The organism is Pseudoalteromonas sp. GW168-MNA-CIBAN-0100 (assembly GCF_040309225.1).
GTDB classification, from domain to species: domain Bacteria; phylum Pseudomonadota; class Gammaproteobacteria; order Enterobacterales; family Alteromonadaceae; genus Pseudoalteromonas; species Pseudoalteromonas arctica.
Map to the genome: position 1 here is coordinate 1 of NZ_JBEOOL010000016.1, position 23,406 is coordinate 23,406.

A 23,406-nucleotide genomic window follows, 5' to 3' on the forward strand; every position below is an offset into this window, starting at 1 on the left:
ATTATTGACCCCGTAGGTGATACTAACAACACCACCCCAACTATTTCAGGCACCGCAACGGGTGAGCCAGAGGGCACGGTTGTTACTATTACCGTAACTGATGAAGCAGGTAATCCACAAACTATTACCACAGAAGTACAAGCCGATGGCACCTTTAGTGTTGATGTACCAAATGAATTAAGTGAAGGCGAATTTACCGTTGAAGTATCGGTTACCGATACCGCAGGTAATGAAACCACAGCAACAACAACAGGCGAAGTTGATACTGCCGCGCCAACAGTTATTATTGACCCCGTAGGTGATACTAACAACACCACCCCAACTATTTCAGGCACCGCAACGGGTGAGCCAGAGGGCACCGTTGTTACTATTACTGTAACTGATGAAGCAGGTAACCCACAAACTATTACTACTGAAGTACAAGCCGATGGCACCTTTAGTGTGGATGTACCGAACGAATTAAGTGAAGGCGAATTTACTGTTGAAGTATCGATTACTGATACCGCGGGTAATGAAACCACAGCCACAACAACGGGAGAAGTTGATACCACAGCGCCAATAGTTACTATTAATGCACTAGGCGATACGAGTGATACAACACCGACCATTTCAGGCACAGTTAGCGGGGAGCCTGCTGGTTCAACCATAACTTTAACAGTGACCGATGCTAATGGCGCAGTACAAATAATTTCAGCACAAGTAATTGCTGATGGAAGTTGGACTGCAGAAGTATCCGCGGCTTTAGCTGAAGGAAGCTACTCTGTAGATGCAAGTATTAGTGATAGCGCTGGTAATGAAGGCACAGCAAGTGCTTCAGGCACAATTGATACAAGCGCATTGACCATTACCATTGATATTATTGGCGAAACTAACGATCAAACACCTCAAATAAATGGTGATACTTTTAATGCACAAGCTGGCTCTCAAGTTGAAGTTCAGATCACTGACTCAGCGGGTGCAATAATTACTTTAACCACAGTTGTTGATGAAAACGGTCTTTGGAGTGTTACTCCGCCTGCAAATTTAGCTGAGGGCACCATTTTAATTAGTGCAACAGTAACAGACATAGGTGGTGGAACGGCTAATGCAGAGCTTGATGCTGTAATTGATATTACGCCTCCAACCATACAAGTAAATGAACTAGAAACAAGTAATGATACAACACCGGTTATTTCTGGTAACACAACAGACGTAGTTGCAGGCACAGTTATAAATTTAACGGTTACTGATTCTCAAGGGGTTGTTCGCACATTTAGCACTACAACGGATGTAGAAGGTAATTGGAGTGTTGAACTTTCTCAAGAGTTGGCCTCGGGCGATTATTCTGTAGAAGCTGAAGTATCTGATGCTGCAGGAAATAGCGCTTCAGATACGGCTACAGGTAACATAGATACATCAGGACCTAGCTTAACCGTTGACTTTGAAGCTGTAACCAACGACTCAACGCCTACTATTTCAGGCACTAGTGATGCAGACGTTGGTACCAGTATCACGGTTGTTATTACAGATGAAAATGGAGTTGAACAAACACTTAGCACCACAGTAGATGCAAATGGTAACTGGGAAGTAACTCCACAAACAGATTTAAATGAAGGTGATAACACCATCGAAGTGAGTGTATCTGACGAAGCAGGAAATACGACAACAGTTACAGATACAATTACGTTAGACACACAAGCGCCAATACTCACCATTCAAAACGTAGGCGATGTCAGCGATTTAACACCTGAGCTGCAGGGCACTAGTAATGAAATTGGCGGCACCGTAACACTGACCATCACCGACAGCCAAGGCGCTGAGCAAACCTTCACCACCACCGTTGAAAGTGATGGCCACTGGAATATTGAAATTCCAGGTGCCCTTGCACAAGGTGACTTTAGCGTTGTTGCCAGCATTACTGATGCTGCAGGCAACGACACCACGGCCAACAGTAGTGGTAATGTAGATACCATTACACCGGTTATCACCGTTGATGCACTGGGTTTAGGCAACGACAGCACCCCAGTTGTTAGTGGTACCTCAACAGAGCCTGAAGGCACCGTTGTGAATATTGTTATCACAGACAGTAACGGCGATGAAACACCAATTACAGCCACAGTCGATGCGAACGGCAACTGGCAAGCAATCAGCCCTGAATTACCAGAGGGCAGCTACAGTGTGCAAGCCAGCATTACCGATGCCGCAGGTAACACCGATAGTGCCGTGCAATCGGGCACCATTGATAGCCTCGCGCCAACGCTTGTGCTTGATACCGTGGGCGCAACGAACGATAGCACCCCGACTATCAGCGGAAGTACCAATGCGCCAGCGGGGACTGTTATTAGCATCAGCGTGAGTGATGGCACCACAACAGAAACGTTCACCGCGACAGTACAAGCTGATGGCAGCTGGTCAGCGGATGTACCGAATGCACTGAGCGATGGTGAGCTCACCATTGAAGCTAGCGTTAGTGATAACGCCGGTAATACCACTACATTAAGTGAAACCGCAACACTCAACACCACGGCCCCAAGCATTAGTATTAATGCATTGGTTGATACCAACGACACTACCCCAACCATTAATGGTACAAGCGATGCGGCAGATAACACCACCATTAGCTTAACGTTTGAAGACAGTGCAGGGAATATTACGACTGTTGATACGACGGTAACGGGTGGCGTCTGGAGCGTTGATGCACCAACTGATTTAGCCGAAGGTGAATACACGGTGACCGCAGAGGTAGACGATGGCCTAGGTAATATCGGCAGCGCCACCGAAACAGGTCAGATAGACTTAACCGCACCGAGCCTTGTTATTACCGACAACGGCGTAGGCAACGATACCACCCCAACTATTACCGGTACTAGCGATGCACCGCAAGGCAGTACGGTAACGGTTATAGTGACAGATACCAGTGGCACACCACAAACAATGAGCGCCACTGTACTTGCCAATGGCACGTGGTCAATCCCTGTACCGGTAGCACTTGCAGAAGGTGCATACACCATTAGCGCGAGTGTTGAAGACACCGCTGGTAATGAAGCCACCGCCACAGGCACTGGTGAAATAGATACCACCGCACCGACACTTGTACTTACCAGCTCAGGCTCAAGTAACGACATCACCCCGACACTCAGTGGCACAAGCGATGCCGTTGAAGGCACGGTTATTAACTTCACCGTAGTGGACGATCAAGGCAATACACAAACCTTCACCACCACTGTGGGTGCTGATGGCAACTTCTCAGTTGAAGTACCGATTGCACTGGCAGAAGGGCCGTACACGATCACCGCCAACATCAGCGATGTGGCAGGTAACAGCACCAACATTACAGGCATTGGCACCATTGATACCACAGCACCAAGTGTGAGTGTGGATGCGCCAGTACTCACCAACGACACCACACCAACTGTGACTGGCACCAGTGATGCACCTAACAGCACCATTACGGTTACATTTACAGACGCAGCAAATGCCACCCAAAGCATTGATGTACAAACCGATGCAAATGGTAACTGGAGTGCGACACCAACAGGTACATTAGCTGAAGGTAATTACAGCGTCAGCGCCAGCATTACCGATGCCGCAGGCAATACAGGCACGGGTACAGACAGTGGCGAAGTAGATGTTACACCACCAGATTTAGCGTTTACACCTACCTTCTTATTAGGTTCATTGGTGTTATTAAACGGTACCTCTGATTTACCGGCTGGCAGTGAAATTACCATTACCGAGCAACTGGTAGGCGGTGGCGTAGGACTAAGTTACACCACAACCACAGATGCCAATGGTAACTGGTCATTAACTGGTATCGACATCTCATTACTGAACTTAGGCTCCGTGATCGCAACAGCGACCGATGCAGCAGGTAATACCCGTACAATTAGCTCAGATGACTTTGATAATACACCGCCGACACTCACTGTTGATGTTGCAGCACAAAGCGACAGCAACACGCCAATCATAAGCGGTACAAGTGATGCGGGTGAAGGCGCGCAAGTCACTATTGTAGTGACCGATAGCGATGGTAATTCACAAACTATCACCGCCCTTGTGGATGCAAACGGTGATTGGATCGCCACTCCAACCACACCGCTAAGCGAAGGTGAAACGACCATTGAAGTAAGTGTGCGCGACAGTGTCGGCAATGAAACCACCGTGAGTGACACCACGACTATCGACACGCAAGCGCCACTACTCACCATTCAAAACGTAGGCGATGTCAGCGACTTAACACCAGAGCTTCAGGGCACCAGTAATGAAATTGGTGGCACCGTAACACTCACCATCACCGACAGCGAAGGTGCTGTGCAAACCATTGATACGATAGTTGACAGCGATGGCCACTGGGCTATTGAAATTCCAGGTGCCCTTGCACAAGGTGATTTTACTGTAAGCGCGAATATTACTGATGCGGCAGGCAACGACACCACTGCCAACAGCAGTGGTAATGTAGATACTATTACACCCGTTATCACCGTTGATGCACTGGGTTTAGGCAACGACAGCACCCCAGTTGTTAGTGGTACCTCAACAGAGCCTGAAGGCACGGTTATCAACATTATTATTACCGACAGTAACGGTGATGAGCACCCAATCACCGCCACCGTCGGTGCAAACGGTAATTGGCAAGCAACCAGCCCTGAATTACCAGATGGCAGCTACACCGTACAAGCCAGTATCACCGATGATGCAGGCAACACAGGTGGCGCAGTTCAATCAGGCAACCTAGATACCTTAGCGCCGACACTGACGTTAGACACAGTCGGTGCCACGAATAACAGCACGCCAACAATTAGCGGGACATCGAACGCGCCAGCAGGCACGGTTATAACGATTAACGTCACGGATGCAGATAATACAGAAACGTTTACCGCAACAGTACAAGCCGATGGCAGTTGGTCAGCAGATGTACCGAACGCGTTAACTGATGGTCCACTTACTATCGAAGCAAGCGTTAGTGACAGTTCAGGCAACACCACTACATTAAGTGAAACCGCAACACTCAACACTACGGCCCCAAGCATCAGTATTAATGCATTGGTTGACACCAACGACACCACCCCAACCATTAATGGTACAAGCGATGCGGCAGATAACACCACCATTAGCTTAACGTTTGAAGACAGTGCAGGGAATATTACGACAGTTGATACGACCGTAACGGGTGGAGTATGGAGTGTCGATGCACCAACTGACTTAGCCGAAGGCGAATATACTGTCACCGCACAGGTAGACGATGGCCTAGGTAATATCGGCAGTGCCACCGAAACAGGTCAGATAGACCTTACTGGTCCGAGCCTTGTTATTACCGACAACGGTGTAGGCAACGACACCACGCCAACAATTGCAGGTACCAGCGATGCACCGCAAGGCAGTGAAGTAGCCATTGTTGTCACCGACAGCAGCGGCGCAGCGCAAACAATGAGCGCCACCGTACTAGCCAATGGTACGTGGTCAATCCCTGTACCGGTAGCACTAGCAGAAGGTGCATACACCATTAGTGCAAGTGTTGAAGATGCCGCAGGCAACGACACCACCGCCACAGGCACTGGTGAAATAGATACCATTGCACCGACACTTGTACTTACCAGCCCTGGTTCAAGTAATGACATCACCCCGATATTTAGCGGAACAAGCGATGCGGTTGAAGGCACGGTTATTAACTTCACCGTAGTGGATGATTTTGGTAGCTCACAAACGTTCACCACCATTGTGGATGCTGATGGCAACTTCTCAGTGGAAGTACCGACTGCACTGGCAGAAGGGCCGTACACGATCATCGCCAACATCAGCGATGTGGCAGGAAACAGCACCGATATTACCGGTAACGGCACCATTGATACCACAGCACCAAGTGTGAGTGTAGATGCGCCAGTATTAACAAATGACAGCACGCCCACAGTGACAGGCACCAGTGATGCACCTAACAGCACCATCACGGTGACGTTTACAGATGCAGCAAATGCCACTCAAAGCATTGATGTACAAACAGATACTAACGGTAACTGGAGTGCGACACCAACAGGTACATTAGCTGAAGGTAATTACAGTGTCAGCGCCAGCATCACTGATGCAGCGGGCAACACAGGTACAGGTACAGACAGCGGCGAAGTGGATGTAACTCCGCCAACCCTTGCCTTTACACCAACCTTTGAACTTGGTTTATTGGTTACCTTAAGTGGTACGTCTGACTTGCCAGCAGGCAGTGAAATTACGATTACCGAGCAACTGGTAGGCGGTGGTATTGGTGCAACATATACCACTACAACGGATGCGGATGGCAACTGGTCATTAGTCGGGTTGGATGTATCGTTACTTGATGTTGGCTCAGTGATCGCAACAGCGACCGATGCCGCAGGTAACACGCGTACAATTAGCTCAGATGACTTTGATAATACACCGCCGACACTCACTGTTGATGTTGCAGCACAAAGCGACAGCAACACGCCAATCATAAGCGGTACAAGTGATGCGGGTGAAGGCGCGCAAGTCACTATTGTAGTGACCGATAGCGATGGTAATTCACAAACTATCACCGCCCTTGTGGATGCAAACGGTGATTGGATCGCCACACCAGCGACACCATTAAGTGAAGGTCAAAGCACCATTGAAGTAAGTGTGCGCGATAGTGTCGGCAATGAAACCACCGTGAGTGACACCACGACTATCGACACGCAAGCGCCACTACTCACCATTCAAAACGTGGGCGATGTCAGCGATTTAACACCAGAGCTTCAGGGCACCAGTAATGAAATTGGTGGCACTGTTACACTCACCATCACCGATAGCGAAGGCATCAATCAAACCCTTAGCACTGTTGTAGGCAGCGATGGTCACTGGGCAATCGAAGTATCGACAGCCCTTGCACAAGGTGACTTTAGCGTTGTTGCCAGCATTACCGATGCCGCAGGCAACGAGAGTACCGCAAACAGCAGTGGTAATGTGGATACCATTACACCGGTTGTCACCGTTGATGCACTGGGTTTAGGCAACGACAGCACCCCAGTGATTAGTGGTACCTCAGCAGAGCCTGCAGGCACGGTTATAAACATTGTTATTACTGACAGTAACGGTGATGAACACCCAATCACCGCTACTGTGGATGCAAACGGTGATTGGCAAGCAACTAGCCCTGAATTACCAGATGGAAGCTACACCGTACAAGCCAGTATCACCGATGATGCAGGCAATACTGGCGGTGCAGTTCAATCAGGCAACCTAGATACCTTAGCGCCGACACTGACGTTAGACACAGTAGGTGCCACTAATAACAGCACCCCAACAATCAGCGGAAGCAGCAATGCGCCAGCGGGCACAGTGATAAACATCAGTGTAAGCGATGGCACCACAACCGAAACGTTCACCGCGACAGTACAAGCCGACGGCAGTTGGTCAGCAGATGTGCCGACAGCATTAGCTGATGGAGAGCTTACTATTGAAGCCAGCGTGAGCGATAACGCCGGAAACACCACCACATTAAGTGAAACCGCGACACTCAACACCACCGCGCCGAGCATTAGCATTAATGCCTTGGTTGATACCAACGACACCACACCAACCATTAATGGTACAAGCGATGCGGCAGATAACACCACTATCAGCTTAACGTTTGAAGACAGTGCAGGGAATATTACGACTGTTGATACGACCGTAACGGGTGGTGTATGGAGCGTCGATGCACCAAGCGTACTAGCCGAAGGCGAATATACGGTCACCGCAGAGGTAGACGATGGCCTAGGTAATATCGGCAGTGCCACCGAGACAGGTCTGATAGATCTAACAGGTCCGAGCCTTGTTATTACCAACAACGGTGTAGGCAACGACACCACGCCAACGATTGCAGGCAGTAGTGATGCACCGCAAGGCAGTACGGTAACGGTTATAGTGACAGATAGCAGTGGTGCAGCGCAAACAATGAGCGCCACCGTACTTGCTAATGGTACGTGGTCAATTCCTGTACCGGCAGCCATTGCAGAAGGTGGATACACCATCAGCGCAGGCGTGAGCGATGCAGCAGGCAATGACACCACCGCTACAGGCACCGGCGAAGTAGACACCACCGCACCTACACTTGTACTTACCAGCCCAGGTTCAAGCAACGACGTAACCCCGACACTGAGCGGCACAAGCGATGCGGTTGAAGGCACCGTTATTAACTTCACCGTAGTGGATGATTTAGGCAATACACAAACGTTTACTACCACTGTTGATGCCGATGGCACCTTCTCAGTCGAAGTGCCTACAGCACTTGCAGAAGGACCGTATAGTATTGAAGCCAGCATCAGCGATGTTGCCGGTAACAGCACGGACATTACAGGTAACGGCACAATAGACACCGCTGCACCAAGTATTACTGTGGATGCGCCAGTATTAACAAACGACAGCACGCCAACCGTTACTGGCACCAGTGATGCACCTAACAGCACGATTACGGTTACGTTTACAGATGCAGCAAATGCCATCCAAAGCATTGATGTACAAACCGATGTTAATGGTAACTGGAGTGCGACACCAACAGGTACATTAGCTGAAGGTAATTATAGCGTCAGCGCCAGCATCACTGATGCTGCAGGCAATACAGGCACTGGCACAGATAATGGTGAACTAGATGTAACCGCTCCGGAGCTTGAAATTATTCCATCGTTTTTATTAGGAAATTTGGTTTCTCTTTCGGGGGATTCTGATTTACCAGGAGGCTCTGTGATCACTATTACAGAGTACCTAGTTGGTGGGTTAGTTGGTGCAACTTATACAGCAACGACAAATCCTGATGGCACGTGGGGGCTTGCAAACATAACAGTACCTTTACTAAGTCTTGCTTATGTCACAGCCAGTGCTAGTGATGCCGCTGGTAATGTCAGAACAATCAATACGCTTGATTTTGATAACGTAGCGCCAGAACTAACCGTTAGTGTTGATGCACTTTCAAACGATAGTACCCCAGTAATTAGCGGCACCACTGATATGGGGCAAGGCACTGTAATTAATATGACGGTTACCGATAGTGCAGGGCAAAGCCAAGAGTTTACGGCGATTGTTCAAGCCGGTGGCGACTGGTCTGTTGCTGTACCTGCAGAGCTAGCGCAAGGTCAATATACCGTTGTTGCAGAGGTTAGAGACAGTGTTGGTAACTTAACAACGCAGCAGGCTCAAGGTGAAATAGACAGTGTTGATCCTACATTAATTGTGAACGAAGTTAACGCGACAATAGATACAACACCTACAATTTCAGGAACAAGTAATGAGATAGGTGCAGATGTAAGCATTATTATTGGTGGTCAAACACTAACAGCAACTGTGGGTACTGATGGCAATTGGCAAGTAGATGTCCCCGTAGCACTTGTTGATGGTGATTATACGGCGCAAGTAAGTATTACCGATGACGCTAATAATATCAGCAGCACGACTATTGATTTAACAATTGATACCCAAGTACCTGTTATTGTACTTAATGATATAACTGTATTTAACACTAATACACCAATTGTAAGTGGTACTTCAACTGAACCACAGAATACGGTGGTCGATATAGTCATTACAGATAGCAACGGTGATATACATACTTTAACCGCAATAGTTGATGCTAGCGGCGATTGGCAAGTTACAGCGCCAAGCTTGCCAGATGGCGATTATGATGTAGAGGTAAGTATTACCGATGATGCTGGTAATACAGGCTCTGATACAGGTTCGAGTTTTGTTGATACTCAAGCACCAAGTATTACTATAAATGCATTAGGTACAATTAATAACAGCACGCCAACTATTTCAGGCACATCCAATGAACCTGAAAACACGAGTATTACAGTAACTGTGACCGATGGAGATAGTACCGAGACTTACACAACTGTTGTTGGCGCAGGAGGTGCTTGGAGTGTAGATATAACCGACGCACTGACTGATGGTGAAGTTATAGTTTCTGCAACTATTATCGATACCGCAGATAATAGTGCTTCAGCAAATGCTACCGCAACGCTAAATACTAATGCGCCAACAATTAATATTAATACAATGGTTGATACGAACGATCAAACACCAGCAATATCAGGCACAAGTAGTGCAATAGATAACTCGGTGATCACAGTCGTTATAACTGACGTTAATAACGTTTCACATACTGTAACTACGACGGTAGTAGGCGGTATTTGGAGTGTTGATGCGACCGATATTCTACCTGAAGGTGAATTTACTGTTTCGGCAAGTGTAACTGAAGGAAGCTTAACGAGTAATACAACAGGTAGCGGTGTTATCGATTTAACCGCGCCAACGCTTAGTATTACTCCGCTTGTAACTTTAAATGATACAACGCCTACAATTTCAGGCACAACAACCGCACCGCAAGGCGCATTAGTTATTATTTTAATTACTGATAGCTTAGGTGCAGAGCAAACGGTTAATGCTACGGTTGGTGCAAATGGCACATGGTCAGTCGCTGCAAGTACAGAGTTGAGTGAGGGCGCTTACACGGTTTCAGCTTCAACCACAGATACTGCCGGTAACCCTGTAAACACAAGTACTACAGGGGTAGTTGACATAACAGCGCCAGTTGTAACTATTAGCGATATTGTTGGAAGTACTGATCTAACTCCAAGTATTTCTGGAAGTGTGACAGGTGCCAATGTGGGTGATGCTGTTGCAGTGGTATTCACTGATGCACAAGGTAATGAGCATACTGTAAATACAACAGTTCAAACTGGTGGTGTATGGTCTGTAGAGGCAACTAGCTCTCTATCACAAGGAGATTATTCAGTTGAAGTCTCTGTTACTGATAGCGCGGGTAATACCGGGGACGCAACAAATACAGCAACTATTGATACAATTGCTCCCGAAATTAGTATTGATCAAAGTTCATTAATACTTACCCAAGACAGCACGCCATTAATTAATGGCACATCAAACGAGCCAAATACAAACGTTGTAGTTACCTTTACTGATTCTGCTGGAGTTTCTCATCAAATGACCGTTCAAACCGATGGCAATGGAGACTGGCAAGCGGCTGCTAATAATATTTTAGCTGACGGTGTTTACAGTGTTAGTGCAACTATTAGCGATGCTGCGGGCAATACTTCGGTCGACAATAAAACCGGTGGTGAGGTTGATACCGTGGGACCAGAGCTAACAATTGTGCCTTCGTTCCTATTAGGTCAGTTGGTTTCTTTATCTGGCACATCTGATTTAGGTGAAGGTAAAACGGTCACTGTTACTTTAGAGTTAGCTGGCGACTTAGCTGATTTAACTTATGATGTAACCACTGATGCAAATGGCGACTGGGTGCTGGTAGGCTTGGCGGTAAATGTTATTGGCTTATCTGTTATTAAAGCTTCAGCTACTGATGAGGCAGGTAACACAACCACAGTAACCACTGCAGACGTAGATGCTTCAACCCCAGTACTAAATGCGGTAGTCGACTTTGTAACTGGGCAGGGCGATTTACCAATAATTAGTGGTACGACCGACCAAGCACCAGGCACTGAAGTGCTAGTTAGAGTGGTAGATAGCGAAAATGTAGTACAAGAGCTTACGGCTATAGTTCAAGCCGATAATACGTGGGCTGTACAGGTTCCTCAATCATTAGCTGAAGGTACATTTAGCGTAACAGTTGACGTGTTAAGTGAAGTCGGCATTACTACCACGCAACTACTTACCGGAGTGGTGGATACAATATCGCCAACACTTGGCTTACAGGTTATTGGCACAACATCAGACTCCACGCCAATCATCCAAGGTACCAGTGATTTAATTAACGGTGTTGTTGAAATACAACTTGATGGTGGTTCAGTGTTAACAACCACGGTCGATGCGCTAGGGATATTTACACTCGAGGTAGACGCACTTACTGAAGGGCAGCACGTTGCTAATGTGAGTATTACTGATGATGCAGGAAACGTAGTTACCGATACTCTCGAGTTTGTAGTGGATACACTAGTACCAGTGGTTGATATTTTACCATTGACTATTAGCGATACCGATATATTAACTATTTCAGGCAGTTCTGAAGAGCCTGAGGGTACAGACATTGACGTAACTGTTATTGGTAGTAATGGTGATGAAACAGTATTTGATGCTGTAGTTGGAAGTGATGGTACTTGGTCTTTAGTAACAACTAGCTTACCAGATGGTATATACACTGTTTACGCAAATATTACTGATGCTGCGGGCAATGTAGGCGAGTCTGTTACAGAACAAGTAACTATAGATACCATTCCACCAGCGTTAGAAATAGATGCGTTTGGAGTACTTAATACCCTAACACCAACAATTACAGGCTCCAGCGATGAGGAAGTAGGAAGTTTAATTACAGTAAATATCACTGACTCAACAGCCGCAGTACAAACAGTTACTACTACTGTTCTTGGAGATGGTACTTGGTCTGTCATTGCTCCTTTATTACCTGAAGGAGAAATTACAGTTGAGGCCATAAGTACCGATAGCGCTGGCAATACAACCACTGTAAATCAAATAGGTACTGTCAGTACAACCCTGCCAAGTTTGTTGATAAACCCAATAATTGATACAAGCGATACAACACCTACCATTAGCGGCACAACAGATGTATTAAATGGCAATGTAGAAGTCGTTATTACTGATAGCAGTGGTACCACAACAACCTATAACACCACGGCTATAGCAGGTATATGGAGTTTAATACCTACAGTACCGTTAGCAGAGGGTGCTTTTACAGTCGATGCCACTGTAGAAAACTTATCACTTACGAGTAGTACAAGTCTTGATGGCATTGTTGATTTAACACCACCAACAGTTGAAGTTGATCAATTACCTGTAACCAATAACCCGCTACCGACGATAACAGGTATAAGTGATGCACCAGCAGGTACCAATGTGAGTGTTGTTATTACTGATGCTAATAACGATTCACAAACTATTACCGCTCAAGTTGCAGGCAATGGCACATGGTCAGTAACAGCTACTACCGCACTGAGTGAAGGTAGCTTTAGTGCAACAGCATCAATAAGCGATACAGCTGGTAACTCTGCTAGCGATACTATGGGGTCAAGCACAGACTACACAGCGCCAACTGTAGTCATAGATCCAATATTGGTAGGGCAAGATACAACACCTACTGTTACAGGGTCAGTAACTGAAAGTTTTGCAGGCGCGTTAGTAGTCGTTATGTTTACTGATTCAGCTGGTGCCACTCACAATGTTCAAACAACAGTTGGAGCTGATGGGACGTGGAGTGTGACATCAGCAGAAGTACTTCCTGAGGGCAACTACAGCGTAGATGTAAGCATTGCTGATGGTGCAGGTAATATCGGTACGCAATCATCAAGTAGCGCAATTGACTCAGGTATTACAATTGACTCGGGGTTAGAGCTAACCGCAGATCAAACACCGCTTGTTACGGGGACTGCCGCTCCAGGTGAGTCTGTAACTGTTACCTTTAATGGTCCAACTGAAAGTATTGTATTAATAGAAACTGTTAATGCATCGGGTGTATGGAGTGCTACAGCTAATACTGACTTAGCTGATGGGGAGTACACAGTAACAGCCGTAGCAACTGATACATCAGGTAATACAACTTCAAGCGGTAGTATATCTGGATTGGTTATTGATACCACGCCAATAGGTTTTGAGGTTACTGATTTTAGTTCAGGAATATTAGGTATTGTACTCCCATCAGTTGAAGGGACAACAGAGCCAGATACTGAAGTATACATTATTGGCTCTTCGTTATTAGGCATTGACTTACTCGGTCTAGATTTAGATGTATTAGAACTTTCAAGCAGCTTTACTTCAGATAGCAATGGAGATTGGGGAGGGTTTTTAAACTTAGCCAACCTAAACATTGGTGGAGGGGAGCAATATTATTTTGTTACTGTTGATGAAGTCGGAAACTACTTGATTAAAAATACGGGTAACGAGGTAGAGCAGTCCGGCAATATTTACACCTCTGAATCAGGCTCAGGTGCTGGCGACATTATGCCAGCGTCATTTAGCGAAGAGTCAGCATTGGGTGATACGCAAGGTGATGAAGTGTTAAACACCGAAACCATTAATTTAGCAAATGTAGGAACAATAGCAAGCACGCCAGAACAGGTGGTAGGAGTTAGTGAAGCAGAACCACTAAGCATAAACGATGTAATAATTGACTCTGAAACAGAGCAGTTAGTTGCTTTAAATAATCTACTTGATGAAGAAGGCTCTGCAATTGCTTATACTCCAGCTCAAAGTGGGGGAAGCATTGATGCAGCAGCGCCTGCGGTTGATGTACAAAATCAATCGGAAGAGATGATTAAACACTTAATTGAAAGTAGTAATAATCAAACGGATATTTAATATCAATAAAGCCCTCTTAATTATTAAGGGGGCTTACATTATTAAGTAAATTGATATTATTTATAACGAAATTTAAGCATAAAGGACATTAAAAAAGCCTTATTGATAAATCAATAAGGCTTTTTTAATGTGAAATTTTGGGCTTACGCTTTTAAATTACGAACCAGTTTACTCTCGGTATTTACAGACTTACCGGCTTGGTCGTAGGTCATTGACGTTGGTGCGCCAATTAATATCTCTTTTAATTGTTTAACACTAAGTTGCGCTTGACGGGCAGCATGAGCATTCACATTATTTTGTTTTTGGCATTGCGCAAGTTGAGTTTTAACTTGGCTTATTAGCTCAGAGATTTCAGGATTTTGTGTATCGTTACTGGCAATTAGCTTACTTAGCTCTTTATCTAGAGTGCTTAGCTTAGTTAAAAAAGACATTTTTTGTTGGGTAATTTCTTTTAAACCAGCACCACGTCGTGAAGCAATAGCAGTAAGCTCGTCGTTTAATAGCGTATGCAAAGAATCTAAACAACTTACTTGTTGGTTTAGTTTTACGCTAATTAAACTATTATGATCAGCCATACACGTTAAACTCAAAATCAGCTAAGTTTTTAGCAAGCTTTTCACTGTCCACTTGATATTTACCTTCGGTAATTGCTTTTTTAAGCTCAGCAACTTTATCGCTATCAAAGCCAGACGATTGCTGTGCTTTATCTTGAAGCGTTTTTAATTGCTGCGCTTGCGGCGTCAAGCTTACAGAGTCACTTGCTGCTTTAGGCGAAGGAGTCTGCGTCGCTTGTGTATTTGCGTTATCTTTTTTTAAATCAACTTGTTGTTGCTTTGCATTTGTTAACGCATTAGCTTGTTGATTACTGCCATTAACTTGATTAACCATAATAATAAACCCGTATATTACCCAACTTATGCCATGTTATCGGCATATACGTAGGATACTTTAGTATAAATCTAAATTAAATATTCACCTGAACAGACTCTACACCATCTACTCGCGCATTTAAAACTTTACCTGATTTTTTGTTTTTTATTTGTATCTGTTCGCCCAAAGTACCGTCTTCTAAAGCAATACCAGTGGTTTTAATTCTAAGGCCTCTAAGGTTAGCGTAAATATTAACAGAGTCACCTTTACACACCATACAAATTTGGTTTAGTAATACTGGCATACCACTTCTAATATTTCGTTTACTTCTGCTGCCTATTAGCATTGTGGGGTCATCTAAGTACTGTATTCGTACAAAGTGAGTTGGTTTCATTTCAATACTTAAATGCGATTTAGTTATTACTTCACCACGGGTTAAATTAGCAGTAGCAACAACAACTGGAGCCATTTCAACAACTCTTACATGAACGTATTGAGCCCACGTTTGCGCATCATTGCACTTGGCTTGTAAGGTTACTTGGCGGTTAAATGGTGGCTCATCGGATGTTGATAATTCAAGCTCAGTATTACAGACACGATCAGGAATGCGACTATCTAAAGGCAGTGCACTTAATTGAGTATTAGTATTTTGCAATGTACCAATCTGCTTAGCTATATAAGCAACGGCCATGTCTTGTAATAAATCTTTACTAAACACTTTAGCTTGCAAAGGGAATACAAAGCACAAGCTAGTAACAAAATAAAAAACACTGTATCTTCTGATTTTTTTTAACAAACTCATAATGTTTCGACTATGCTTATGGTTTCAAACAGGGTATAAATATTTTGCGTCAAAAAGTAGACGCACCCGCGATGTTATGTAGCTTTATAAATAGAAAGCAATTATCGTTCCGTATTATTTGTTTTCTTTAGGAGATTTGAATGGCAGGCATTTTAGACTCAGTAAACCAACGCACACAGTTGGTTGGGCAGAACCGCCTAGAATTACTTTTATTTAAGCTCAGAGGGCGTCAGCGTTTTGGTATTAATGTATTTAAAGTGAGAGAAGTGCTGCAATGCCCTCCACTAACAAGCATGCCAAAATCTAATCCGTATATTCGTGGTGTTGCACATATTCGTGGTCAAACCATTTCAGTAATTGATTTATCAATGGCTGTAGGTGGGCGCCCAATCGACAACATTAAAGACAGCTTCATAATCATTGCTGAATACAATCGCTCTGTGCAAGGGTTTTTAGTGGGCGGAGTTGAACGTATTGTAAATATGAATTGGGAAAAAATAATGCCACCGCCATCAGGTGCCGGACGTTATTCATATTTAACAGCAGTGACCGAAATCGAAAATGAATTAGTCGAAATTCTCGATGTAGAAAAAATTCTCAACGAAATTTGCCCAGTAAACACAGAAGTAAGTGCTGAAGTTGCACAAAGCGGCGATATTCAAAAAGATTTAGGTGAACGTATCGTATTTATAGCAGACGACTCTGCTGTTGCGCGTAATCAAGTTAAACGGGCCTTAGAGCCGCTAGGTGTTCAAACAGAGCTTGCTAAAAATGGTAAGGAAGCTTTAATTAGGCTTAAAGAAATAGCAGAGCTTGATTGTAAAAATGATATTACAGAGCGAGTAGCATTACTTATCTCAGACGTTGAAATGCCAGAAATGGACGGCTATACCTTAACAGCTGAAATAAAAGCAGATCCCAAACTTGCACCTTTGCATGTTATTTTGCATACCTCTTTGAGTGGTGTTTTTAACCAAGCGATGATTGAAAAAGTAGGGGCAGATGACTTTATTGCTAAATTTAACCCAGATGAATTAGCAACAGCGGTTAAAAAGTGGGTTCATTGTGATTAACAAAAATAGGTGCTACTAACTTGAATAATAAAGATTTGCAGCAAAGTGAATACGACCAGTTTCGTTCGTTTTTAGAGCAGCAATGCGGCATTGTTTTAGGTGAAAATAAACAGTATTTAGTTAAAAGCCGACTTGCTCCGTTAATGACTCGATTTAATGTGGGATCTTTATCGGAATTGGTTAGTAAAACTCTCGGGCCTCATGAGCGGCAATTAAGAGCCGCTGTGGTTGATGCAATGACCACCAACGAAACTTTGTGGTTTAGAGATCAATACCCATTTGAGTTACTCCAAAACAAGCTTTTCCCTGAATTTAAAGATTTAAGAAGACCTTTAAAAATTTGGTCTGCTGCCAGTTCGTCAGGCCAAGAACCTTATTCAATAGCTATGTCGGTTGCTGAATTTAATGCTAAGCAACCAGGTGTGCTTCGTATGGGGGCACAAATTATCGGTACCGACATATCTAATACCATGCTTGATATGTGTAAAAATGCAGAGTATGACGCGCTGGCACTCGCCAGAGGGTTATCTGCAGAGCGTCGTAAAAAGTTTTTTAAAGACAGCGGCAACGGTATGGCACAAGTAAACGATACAATAAAAAAACAAGTTAGTTTTAGGCATTTAAATCTGCTTGATTCTTACGCGTTAATGGGCAAGTTTGATATTATTTTTTGCCGAAATGTACTAATTTATTTTGCGCCTGAAATAAAAGCTAAAATTATTAACCAGTTTGCACAAGCGTTAAATCCAAACGGTTACCTATTTTTAGGCGCGTCAGAGTCCCTAACTGGCCTAAGTACTGAGTTTGATATGGTTAGGTGCAACCCTGGTATTATTTACCAAAAGAAGTAATTAAGCTAACTCCCTTCCCTAAAACGACGCACCTAGCGTCGTTTTTCTATTTAGATACATAGTCTTATAAAAATATAACACTTCCTAATATTAATGGCTTATTTTTTGCTTTATTCATGGGTAAGTCAATTTTTTGGAGAAGGTTATGGCTATCAGTTTTGATAAAGCATTAGGTGTGCATCCGCAAGCCATGTTGATCCGTTCACAGCGAGCTGAATTAATTGCAACTAATATAGCTAACGCTGATACGCCTGGCTATAAAGCAAAAGATATTGATTTTGCCTCTGCATTAAAAGCGGCAAGGTCAACCCAGCAAAGCGGCAATACTATGGTAAGAACTAATGATAAACACATTGGTGGAGGTACTCATAGTATGGGAAGTTCAGAATCATTTCGTTTGCCAAATCAATCAGATACAGGTGATGGTAACTCGGTTGATATACAAGTGGAACGAAACTTGTATACACAGAATGCTATGGAGTATCAGGCCAGCTTGCAATTTTTAAGCGGCAAATTTAAAGGCCTGAATAAAGCTCTCGGTAGTCAAGGATAAAAATTATGAGTTTATATAATGTTTTCGATATTGCAGGTTCGGGTATGAGCGCACAAAACGTTCGCTTAAATACTACAGCTAGTAATATTTCTAATGCTAATACCATTAGTTCATCTCAAGACAAAACGTACCGAGCGCGCCAACCTGTATTTGCGGCTGAACTAACAAAGGCTTCAGCATCAGTAAGTAACCAACAGGGCTCCGCAGTTGGTGTGAAAGTTTTGGGCATTGTTGAAAGTAATGCACCATTACAAATTGAATATAACCCAAACCATCCAAGTGCGGATGAAAATGGCTATATCTATAAACCCAACGTCAATGTTGTAGAGGAGATGGCAAATATGATTTCTGCCTCTCGTTCTTACCAAACAAACGTGCAAGTTGCTGATGCAGCAAAGCAAATGCTAAGTAAAACACTGTTGCTAGGGCAGCGGTAACCGAGGGTAGGTTATGAGTAACGATATTAGTACATCTTCATCCTATTTAGACTCTATACGCTGGCAAGAATCGCAAGTAGCGACCAGTGATAATGAGAGTGATGCGTTAACACAAGAAGACTTTTTCTCTTTGTTAACTCAGCAATTATCGTTTCAAGATCCCAGTAACCCTGCGGATAACGATCAAATGATTGCTCAAATGACTAGTTTCACAATGGCGCAAGGCATCAGCGATTTAAATTCAAATTTTGATAGCTTAGCGTCTTCTATGACATCAAATTCAGCATTGCAAGCATCAACACTTGTTGGCAAGCAAGCTTTACTTGAGTCAAACACCCTGGATTTAAATGAAACGGGTGATGCCAGAGGCTCTGCAGTGGCAGAAGAAGCCGTTGATAACTTAAAAATTAAAGTGACAGATGCATCAGGTCAGCTAGTAAGAACTATTGATATGGGTTCTCAATCAGCAGGTGCAGTACGTTTTGCGTGGGATGGCAAAAATGAAGCCGGTGAGCGTTTACCTGAAGGTGAATACTCAGTAACCGCCGAAGGAAGTACTGACGGCGAATTTTCAAGCTTGCCCATTGCTACATTCAAGAACATTGAAAGCGTTAATATTAATGGCTCAAGTGGCATTATTATTAACACTAAAGAAGGTGCGGTTAGGCTGACAGATGTAGCAGAAATCGCGTAATAAATTTTAGTATTTTTCGCCTGCTAGCAGGCCACAGACTAACAGGTTAGAGGTGAATTATGAGCTTCAATATTGCATTAACCGGCCTTGCTGCCGCGCAAAAAGATTTAGACGTAACGGCAAATAATATTGCAAACGTTAATACCACAGGTTTTAAAGAGTCACGCGCTGAGTTTGCCGATGTTTACGCTTCATCAGTATTTAGCTCTGGTAAGACTAAAAATGGTGACGGTGTGCAAACAACCATGGTTGCGCAGCAGTTTCATCAAGGCTCACTACAATTTACAAATAACTCACTTGATTTAGCAATCACTGGTGAAGGTTATTTTGCGATGACCGACGATTTATCTTCGCAAGATTTAACATATACACGTGCAGGTGCATTTAAGCTTAACCAAGATAACTTTATGGTTGACGCAAAAGGTAACTTTTTACAAGCATTCCCAGTTGATTCATCTACAGGTGATACAACGTCGGTAAGTTTGAGCACAACTGATCCAATTCAAATCCCTGATTCGTCTGGTTCACCTCGCGCAACAGAAAATGTATTTTTGTCGTTTAACTTAGATGCAACGGCGGATCCAACAGGTCTAGATTTTGACCCTGCTTCTAGTGGTACTTATAACTCATCTACGTCAACAACGGTATATGATTCACTAGGTGAACCACATATTTTACAATACTTTTTTGCTAAAGAAGATGATGCCGCAGCAGGTGGTACAGATAACAGTTGGGAAGTATACGCAACACTCGATGGCAAAGTAGTTGATGGCACAACTGGTGGAGAACAAACAACGACACCTTATACACCACTAACTACCCTAGGTTTTAACTCAAGTGGTTTACCATCAACAACAGGTGGTGTGGCAAATACAAATACAACTACTTTTGATGAAATACTGCTACCAGCGGGTTCTGGTGCTGGTTTATCAACATTACTAGACAATGGTGCAACTTTCCCAGGTACTGGTATTGAGCTTAACTGGCGCGATGAAAATAACACGGCAGGACGTATCCCAACTCAGTATTCAAGTGGTTTTGAAGTAAAAGCACTCGATCAAGATGGCTCAACAGTTGGTCGTTTAGCCGGAATTGATATTGGCACAGACGGTAAAATTGTCGCTTCTTACAGTAATGGTGACTCAACATTCCTAGGCCAAGTGGCTATGGTACGTTTTCCAAATTCACAAGGGTTATCACAAGTGGGTGATACAAGCTGGAAGCAAAGTATTGATTCAGGTGAACCTGTAGCGGGTGAAGCTGGTTCGGGTACATTTGGTGGAATTAACTCATCAGCGCTTGAGCAATCAAATACAAACCTTACTAATGAACTAGTAGACTTAATTACTGCACAGCGTAATTACCAAGCAAACTCACGTGCGCTTGAAGTTAACTCAACTATTCAGCAAAGTATTTTGCAGATTCGATAAGCTAAACCTCATTAAATATATTAGGCTGCATTTTTGCAGCCTTTTTTATAAGTCCTCTTTGTAAGCCCTTCTAAATACCTCTCAATGTTGCGTCAAATTTAATCTGGCACCTATTTTGCATTTATAAGTTCAGAGATTTTTTATGTGAGTCGATACTATGGACAAAATGGTCTACATTGCGGCCTCTGGCGCTAAGCAAAGCCTACAAGGGCTTGCTTTAAAAGCCAATAATTTGGCAAATGCAAATACAACGGGTTTTAAAGCTGACTTTGCGCAGGCGCGTTCTATGCAAGCGTTTGGCGAAGGTTTGCCTACACGTGTATTTTCAATGCAAGAGCGTCCGGGTTCAAACATGGTATCGGGTGGCATTGTTCAAACCGGGCGAGACTTAGATATTGCGATGAGCGATAACGCATGGCTTGCTGTGCAAGATGCCTCCGGTAATGAAGCTTACACAAAAGTGGGTACGTTAAACGTTACAGCTCAAGGCATGCTCGTAACCAGCCACGGTCGTCAAGTTATTGGCGAAGGGGGACCTGTTATATTACCCGTCCCAGTCGAAAAAATAGGGTTTAGCCAAGATGGCGCTATTCAAGTTCGACCACAAGGCGCCCCCGCTAACTTTTTAGAAGAAATAGACACGCTTAGAGTGGTAGAAGCAAATAGCTCACAGCTCGAAAAAGGTAACGATGGTTTATTTAGACCAAAAGCAAATGTAACAGTAGATACCTCTGCCAATGTAAAAGTTTTAAGTGGTTCGCTTGAAATGTCAAATGTGAACCCTGTTCACGAAATGGTCGACATGATAAGCCACCAGCGCCAATTTGAATTACAAGTGAAATTAATGAAAACAGCTGAAGAAATTGACGAGCGTCAAGATCAGTTATTACGCATAGTTTAACTTTAAAATGAGGACACGATTATGAATCCAGCATTGTGGATCAGTAAAACTGGGCTAGACGCTCAACAAACCGATATATCGGTTATCTCAAATAACTTAGCGAATGCGAGTACTGTAGGTTACAAAAAAAGCCGCGCTATATTTGAAGATTTACTTTATCAAAATATTAATCAACCAGGTGGTCGTTCATCGCAAGATACCGAAATGCCATCGGGCCTAATGCTAGGTGCGGGTGCTAAAGTTGTAGCTAACCAAAAAGAGTTTACGCAAGGCAACATGTTGACCACCGAAAACTCACTAGATTGGATGATTTCTGGTGAAGGTTTTTTTGAAGTACTGCAACCAGATGGCAATATTGCTTACTCGCGCAACGGTCAGTTTACTACTGATGGCGATGGCCGAATTGTAACATCGGGCGCTGGTTATGTTATTCAGCCAGAAATGAATGTACCTGATGATGCGCAATCAATTACGGTTTCGCAAGACGGCGAAGTATCTGTGCGTGTTGCAGGTCAAGCCGATAACGTGGTCATTGGTCAGCTGACTATTAGTGACTTTATTAATCCGTCGGGTCTTGAGCCAATCGGTCAAAATCTTTATACCGAAACCGCTGTAAGTGGTGCGCCGGTACAAGGTAACCCGGGTGTTGAAGGGTTAGGTAGCATTATTCAAGGCTCACTCGAAACTTCAAACGTAAATGTAACTGAAGAGCTAGTAAATCTAATAGAAACTCAGCGTATTTACGAAATGAACTCAAAAGTAATTTCGGCCGTTGACGAAATGATGAGTTATATCAATCAACAGCTTTAATAGAGTAGGGGGAATTATGCGTAATATTATTTTATTTACAGCGGGCACATTATTTTTAAGTGGCTGTATGTCTACGCAAAATAGTGAAGTAGTGCAGGACGACCCTTACTACGCACCTATGTACCCCGAGCCTATTTTAGAGCCGCTGGTAGCCACAGGTTCATTGTTTAATACTCATACATCAAACGACTTATATTCTGATAAAAAAGCGCTACGTACTGGCGATATAATTACGGTTAAATTGCAAGAGTCTACTCAAGCAACAAAAGCCGCTAAAACAGAAACAGACAAAGAAACCGACGCAAGCTTAGACCCCGTTATTGGATTAGGTGGTCTACCTGTAAATATAGGTGGCGATAGTATTCAGTTTGGTATTGGCAGTGATTCGTCGTTTACAGGCGATTCAAAATCAAACCAATCAAACAGCTTAGTGGGCGATATTTCGGTTAATGTAATGCGCGTTTTACCTAACGGTAATTTAGTTATACGCGGCGAAAAATGGCTAACGCTTAATACCGGCGAAGAGTTTATTCGTTTAGAAGGGCTAGTACGCCCTCAAGACGTAAGCGCCGATAATACGGTTGAATCAAATCGTATTGCTAATGCACGTATTCAATACTCAGGTAAAGGGCAAACGCAAGAAGCGCAAAGTCCTGGTTGGCTTACACGTTTCTTTAGCAGTTCGCTGTTTCCATTTTAGAGGGT

Annotated in this window: 13 protein-coding genes; 10 read left to right on the top strand and 3 right to left on the bottom strand. The window is 43.9% G+C overall.

Going from position 1 to position 23,406, the window contains the following annotated elements:
* Nucleotides 1–14,280: beta strand repeat-containing protein (locus AAEY62_RS11170; protein ID WP_350634951.1), on the top strand; the 14,280-nt coding region annotated here is incomplete at its 5' end.
* 143 nt (nt 14,281–14,423) lie between these two features.
* Here the strand turns inward: AAEY62_RS11170 and flgN are convergent.
* The 3 genes from flgN to flgA all read right to left on the bottom strand — a co-directional run bounded on the left by flgN (nt 14,424) and on the right by flgA (nt 15,952).
* On the bottom strand, nt 14,424–14,855 hold the full coding sequence (gene flgN / locus AAEY62_RS11175) for a flagellar protein FlgN (protein ID WP_024589967.1): 432 nt from the start codon (nt 14,853–14,855) through the stop codon (nt 14,424–14,426).
* Nucleotides 14,848–15,168, bottom strand: coding sequence for a flagellar biosynthesis anti-sigma factor FlgM (gene flgM / locus AAEY62_RS11180; protein WP_007581856.1), 321 nt, complete (start codon nt 15,166–15,168; stop codon nt 14,848–14,850). The genes flgN and flgM overlap by 8 nt, the downstream gene beginning before the upstream one ends.
* Before the next feature lie 76 nt (nt 15,169–15,244).
* Nucleotides 15,245–15,952 (bottom strand): flagellar basal body P-ring formation chaperone FlgA, encoded by a 708-nt coding sequence (flgA, locus tag AAEY62_RS11185; RefSeq protein ID WP_007581857.1) that lies wholly within the window; start codon nt 15,950–15,952, stop codon nt 15,245–15,247.
* Between the two features lie 140 nt (nt 15,953–16,092).
* Between flgA and AAEY62_RS11190 the strand changes: the two genes are divergently transcribed.
* From AAEY62_RS11190 to flgH, 9 genes are all read left to right on the top strand, one after another.
* On the top strand, nt 16,093–17,025 hold the full coding sequence (locus AAEY62_RS11190; protein WP_007581858.1) for a chemotaxis protein CheV: 933 nt from the start codon (nt 16,093–16,095) through the stop codon (nt 17,023–17,025).
* 20 nt (nt 17,026–17,045) lie between these two features.
* The gene (locus AAEY62_RS11195) at nt 17,046–17,876 is read left to right on the top strand and encodes a CheR family methyltransferase (RefSeq protein ID WP_138488696.1); all 831 of its coding nucleotides are present in this window, start codon (nt 17,046–17,048) and stop codon (nt 17,874–17,876) included.
* Between the two features lie 145 nt (nt 17,877–18,021).
* Complete coding sequence (flgB, locus tag AAEY62_RS11200; RefSeq protein ID WP_002959431.1) at nt 18,022–18,429, top strand: flagellar basal body rod protein FlgB; 408 nt, start codon at nt 18,022–18,024, stop codon at nt 18,427–18,429.
* A 5-nt stretch (nt 18,430–18,434) separates the two neighbouring features.
* The gene (gene flgC / locus AAEY62_RS11205; protein ID WP_007581860.1) at nt 18,435–18,866 is read left to right on the top strand and encodes a flagellar basal body rod protein FlgC; all 432 of its coding nucleotides are present in this window, start codon (nt 18,435–18,437) and stop codon (nt 18,864–18,866) included.
* Between the two features lie 13 nt (nt 18,867–18,879).
* Nucleotides 18,880–19,560: a flagellar hook assembly protein FlgD gene (locus tag AAEY62_RS11210; RefSeq protein WP_007581861.1), complete on the top strand. Its 681-nt coding sequence runs from the start codon at nt 18,880–18,882 to the stop codon at nt 19,558–19,560.
* Between the two features lie 59 nt (nt 19,561–19,619).
* A complete protein-coding gene (flgE, locus tag AAEY62_RS11215; RefSeq protein WP_024589965.1) occupies nt 19,620–20,990 on the top strand; it encodes a flagellar hook protein FlgE in 1,371 nt (456 codons plus the stop codon).
* Between the two features lie 157 nt (nt 20,991–21,147).
* Nucleotides 21,148–21,891: a flagellar basal body rod protein FlgF gene (locus tag AAEY62_RS11220; RefSeq protein ID WP_007581863.1), complete on the top strand. Its 744-nt coding sequence runs from the start codon at nt 21,148–21,150 to the stop codon at nt 21,889–21,891.
* Between the two features lie 21 nt (nt 21,892–21,912).
* Entirely contained in the window at nt 21,913–22,701 is a 789-nt protein-coding gene (gene flgG, locus AAEY62_RS11225) for a flagellar basal-body rod protein FlgG (RefSeq protein WP_002959420.1), read from the top strand.
* Nucleotides 22,702–22,717: 16 nt separating this feature from the next.
* A complete protein-coding gene (flgH, locus tag AAEY62_RS11230) occupies nt 22,718–23,401 on the top strand; it encodes a flagellar basal body L-ring protein FlgH (protein ID WP_010553251.1) in 684 nt (227 codons plus the stop codon).
* The last annotated feature ends 5 nt before the right edge of the window (nt 23,402–23,406 follow it).

What these genes read in the sequence shown, in the direction of transcription:
- flgN (WP_024589967.1), bottom strand. Translation starts at nt 14,855, where the DNA reads ATGGCTGATCATAATAGTTTAATTAGCGTAAAACTAAACCAACAAGTA.
- flgG (WP_002959420.1), top strand. Translation starts at nt 21,913, where the DNA reads ATGAATCCAGCATTGTGGATCAGTAAAACTGGGCTAGACGCTCAACAA.
- AAEY62_RS11210 (WP_007581861.1), top strand. Translation starts at nt 18,880, where the DNA reads ATGAGTAACGATATTAGTACATCTTCATCCTATTTAGACTCTATACGC.
- flgA (WP_007581857.1), bottom strand. Translation starts at nt 15,952, where the DNA reads ATGAGTTTGTTAAAAAAAATCAGAAGATACAGTGTTTTTTATTTTGTT.
- flgE (WP_024589965.1), top strand. Translation starts at nt 19,620, where the DNA reads ATGAGCTTCAATATTGCATTAACCGGCCTTGCTGCCGCGCAAAAAGAT.
- flgM (WP_007581856.1), bottom strand. Translation starts at nt 15,168, where the DNA reads ATGGTTAATCAAGTTAATGGCAGTAATCAACAAGCTAATGCGTTAACA.
- flgB (WP_002959431.1), top strand. Translation starts at nt 18,022, where the DNA reads ATGGCTATCAGTTTTGATAAAGCATTAGGTGTGCATCCGCAAGCCATG.
- flgC (WP_007581860.1), top strand. Translation starts at nt 18,435, where the DNA reads ATGAGTTTATATAATGTTTTCGATATTGCAGGTTCGGGTATGAGCGCA.
- AAEY62_RS11190 (WP_007581858.1), top strand. Translation starts at nt 16,093, where the DNA reads ATGGCAGGCATTTTAGACTCAGTAAACCAACGCACACAGTTGGTTGGG.
- flgH (WP_010553251.1), top strand. Translation starts at nt 22,718, where the DNA reads ATGCGTAATATTATTTTATTTACAGCGGGCACATTATTTTTAAGTGGC.
- AAEY62_RS11220 (WP_007581863.1), top strand. Translation starts at nt 21,148, where the DNA reads ATGGACAAAATGGTCTACATTGCGGCCTCTGGCGCTAAGCAAAGCCTA.